This is a genomic window from Micromonospora parastrephiae (genome assembly GCF_016802865.1).
Taxonomy (GTDB): domain Bacteria; phylum Actinomycetota; class Actinomycetes; order Mycobacteriales; family Micromonosporaceae; genus Micromonospora; species Micromonospora parastrephiae.
This window is the reverse complement of record NZ_JAEVHM010000323.1, coordinates 1-3,899: the sequence shown is the minus strand read 5'-3', so window position 1 is coordinate 3,899 and position 3,899 is coordinate 1. Positions and strand designations below refer to the sequence as shown.

Genomic DNA, 3,899 nt, shown 5'->3' with positions numbered 1-3,899 from the left:
CGCGCCGGGCCGGGTCGCGCCGTAGGGACCGGGGCCGCGTCCACAGTGGTCACCATCAGGTCCGTCGCCGTGGCGTCGGCCGCGGTTTCGGCCGTTCGGGGTTTCGGCGTTCGGGGTTTCGTTCTTCGGGGTTTCGTTCTTCGGGGTTTCGTTCTTCGGGGTTTCGGCCTTCGCGTCGCGGGTCTTGGCGGCTTCGACCGTCGGCCCGGCTGCCGGGGTCGCCGCGTCCGGTCCGTCGGCCGGCGCGGCGGCGTCCGCTTCGGTGGTCGCCTTCTCGACGGTTGCCTTCGCCGGAGCGGGCTCTCCGGTCGGCCTGTCGGCCTTCGGGTCACCGCCTCGGGCGTCGGTTGTCGGGGAGGTGGAGGACGCGTCGGTGGGACCGCCGCTCAGCCAGGGACGGCGGGGGCGGGGCACCGCCCGCGGCGCAGGATCCGGAGCGGCCCCCGAGCCGTCCAACGGACCGTCCAGCGGTGCGGACGGTCGTAGCGGTCGCACACGCATTTTGTCCTCGCCGTCCACCACCCGTCGAGTATTACCCATGCCCCGCCGAGCGTCAGGTCCACGTACCCTGGTGCCATGCCCCGGTACGAGTTCCGATGCCGCGCCTGCGGCGACACCTTCGAGGTCAACCGTCCGATGGCGGCGGCCGGCGCGCCGGCGACCTGCCCGCAGGGACACGCCGACACCGTCAAGCTTCTCTCCGCGGTCGCGGTCACCGGCCGGGGTGCGGGCGGCTCGTCCGGTGCCGCGGCGGCCCCGGCGGGGGCTGCTGCGGCGGCGGCTCCTGCGGTTGCTGATCCGGCCGATTCGGCGCCGTCTGGTCGGCCGCCCTTGCCGGGAGCGGGTCCGAGTGGCACTTTGAGGCGGCACCGGCCCGGCCGTTCTCACGATGCGTGACCGCTCGGACTCAGGCAGCATGAACCCGACGTCACGGGCGGAGGTTCCACGCATGTCGCCACGGATCCAGCTCCCGAGCGGTTGGGTGACCTTCGTGTTCACCGACATCGAGGGCTCGACCCGGCTGGCCCAACTACTCGGCCCGGACTACCGCCCGGTGCTCGCCGAGCATCGGCGGCTGTTGCGCCGGACGCTCGCCGGCACCGGTGGCGCGGAACTGCTGACCGAGGGCGACTCGTTCTTCCTGGCCTTCGACAACGCGGCGGCGGCACTGACCGCCTGCCTGACCGCGCAGCGGGCGTTGGCGAGCCACGACTGGCCCACCCCGGAGGCCGCGCCCCGGGTGCGGATGGGCCTGCACACCGGCTACGCCGAGCCGCGCGACGGGGAGTACGCCAGCCCCGAGGTGCACCGGGCCGCCCGGGTGGCCGCCGCGGCCCACGGCGGGCAGGTGCTCTGTTCGGCGTCGACCGCTCGTCGCGCCGACCCGCTGCCCCCCGGTGCCACCCTGCTCGACCTGGGCCTGCACCGGCTGCGAGGCTTCGACGACCGGGAGCGGCTGTTCCAACTTGTCGCGCCCGGCCTGGAGCGGCAGTTCCCCCGACCCCGTACCGCCGACGCGGTGGCGCACAACCTGCCGACGCAGGTGACCTCCTTCGTCGGCCGGCAGACCGAGCGCGTCGAGCTGGGCCTGCTGGTGGAGCGGCATCGCCTGGTCACCGTGCTGGGCGCCGGTGGCGCGGGCAAGACCCGGCTCGCCGTGGAGTTGGCCAGCGGTGTGGTCGAGGCGTACCCGGACGGGGTGTGGTTCGTCGACATCGCCTCGGTGACCGACCCGGGGTTGGTGGCGTTCGCCATCGCCGCCGTGCTCGGGCTGCGACCCGAGCCGGGCCGCCCGATGCTGGACACGCTCGTCGAGTACGCGGCCGGCCGTCGGATGCTGGTCGTGCTCGACACCTGCGACGCGCAGCCGGCCGCGTGCGCGGAGGTCATCTCGCGGCTGCTCTCCGGTGGGGGAGGCGTGCGGGTGCTGGCGACCAGCCGCGAGTCGTTCAGCCTGCCCGGTGAGGTGGTGTGGCGGATTCCGCCGCTCTCGGTGGACCCGGGATCCGACGGCGCGGAGAGCGACGCGGTGGCGCTTCTGCTGGACCGTACGGCGGCGGCGCGTGGCGGCCGGCAGCCGGAACCGGCCGAGTCGGCCGACCTGCGCCGGGTGGTGCAGCGGCTCGACGGGCTGCCCCTCGCCATCGAGTTGGCGGCGGCCCGGCTGCGGGTGCTGTCCGTCGGTCAGCTCGCCGAGCGGCTGGACGACGTGCTCGGCACATTGGACGCCGGCCGGGACGACCCGGATCCGCCGCCGGTGGAACGGGGTTGGTCCGGCAACCAGCAGGACACCGTGGACCTGGTGGCGGCAGCGGCCGGGGCTTCGCCGCCGACCCCGGCGAGCAGGGCCGTGCAGCGCTCCGCCACCGAGCGGCACCTGACCATGCAGGCCACCGTCACCTGGTCGTACCGGACGTTGGGGCCTCGGGCCACCCGGCTGCTGCGGTGGCTGGCGGTCTTCGCCGGCCCGGTGGACCTGGCGACGGTGGAGTGGCTGCTGGGCGACGACCCGCTGGATCCACTGTCGGTGCTGGTGGACAAGTCGATGGTGTTGGCCGAGCCGCGGGCCGCCGGCAGCACGTACCGGATGCTCGATCCGATCCGGGCGTACGCGGCGCGGCGGCTGGCCGAGGCGGGTGAGGAGCAGGCTGCCCGGGACCGGCACGTGGCCTGGTCGGCGCACGCGCTGGAGCGGGCGCATCTGGGCCCGGACGGGCGGCCGGTGACGCTGTCGCTCTACGCCCTCGACCCGCTGGCCGGGGAGCTGCGGGCCGCGTTGCGCTGGTGTGCGACCGGCGGCAGTGCCCGCGCCGGCCTGGATCTGGCCGGTGGGCTGGACCAGTGGTGGCGTGAGCGTGGGCTGGCCCGGGAGGGGCGGCTGTGGCTGTTCCGGCTGTACGGGCGGATCGCCGAGACGGGTGAGCGGATTCCGGAGGCGGAGCTGGCGGCGGCGTACCACATGCACTCGCTGCACGCCGGTGCGGACGGTGAGTTCGCCGAGGAGTTGCGCTTCTCCCAGCGGGCCGAGGCCGCCGCCCGGCAGGCGGGCGACGCCGGGCTACTGGCGCGGGTGCTCGCCGGGCGTGCCGCGCCGCTGATCGACATGGGTCAGTTCGCGGAGGCCGAGCGGGTGTGCCGGGAGGTCATCGACTGGGCGCACGAGCAGGACGTGGTCGGCGAGGCGTTGTTCGCGGTGTTCAGCCTGGCCGAGCTGCTGTGGCGGCGGGGCGCGCTGGAGGAGGCGGCGGACCTGCTGGGGGCGGTACGTCCGGTGGAGGCGGCCCGACCGGTGGAGCGGGGCCGACGGTCGGTGGACATGCTGCTCGGGATGGTCGCGCTGGCCCGGGGCGATGTGATCGCCGCGCACGAGCATCTGCTGGTGGCGTTGCGTTCCCGGATGGGCCACGGCTACCACGGCCGGGCGTGCGACACGTTGAACGCGATCGCGGTGCGCTGCGCGGCCGGCGGGGACCGGCTGACCGCCGCTCGACTGTTCGGGGCGGCGCAGGCCACCCGGGCCAGCATGCGGGCGACGCCGGGCATCTACGGCGGCTACTGGGCGGAGCAGCAGGCGGAGCTGCGCGCCGTGCTGGGCGACGTGGCGTTCGACGACGCGTACGGCGAGGGTGCCGAGCTGGGGTTGGACGAGGCCGCCGCGCTGGCGCTCGACGTGGAACACCCGGATCTGGCGGCCGATTCGACCCGCTTCAGTACGGGCCTGTCCCAACCGACCCCCCGCACTCCGGCCGACCCCGACCGCCACCCGGCAACAAAAACCGAACACGCCTAACCCGGTCCCCCGGTCCCCCCGCTCCCCCCCGTTGATCATCGAACGTTATTGCCGCGACACGCCGTGCCGACGGGCAATAACTTCATGATCAACGGGGTCGGCGGGGTGG

1 protein-coding gene and 2 pseudogenes are annotated in these 3,899 nt (G+C 74.5%); 2 read left to right on the top strand and 1 reads right to left on the bottom strand.

Annotated elements, in window-relative coordinates; all coding sequences use genetic code 11:
- Nucleotides 1-414: pseudogene (locus JNW91_RS32875) on the bottom strand (hypothetical protein); the annotation flags it as partial.
- A 162-nt stretch (nucleotides 415-576) separates the two neighbouring features.
- On the opposite strand from JNW91_RS32875, the pseudogene JNW91_RS30285 reads away from it, so the two are divergent.
- Together JNW91_RS30285 and JNW91_RS30280 are read left to right on the top strand one after the other, a co-directional pair.
- A pseudogene (locus tag JNW91_RS30285) lies at nucleotides 577-797 on the top strand (FmdB family zinc ribbon protein).
- A 152-nt stretch (nucleotides 798-949) separates the two neighbouring features.
- Complete coding sequence (locus JNW91_RS30280; protein ID WP_203178907.1) at nucleotides 950-3,790, top strand: ATP-binding protein; 2,841 nt, start codon at nucleotides 950-952, stop codon at nucleotides 3,788-3,790.
- Nucleotides 3,791-3,899 lie beyond the last annotated feature (109 nt).

Coding starts and splice junctions, on each gene's coding strand:
- JNW91_RS30280 (WP_203178907.1), top strand. CDS start 950: ATGTCGCCACGGATCCAGCTCCCGAGCGGTTGGGTGACCTTCGTGTTC.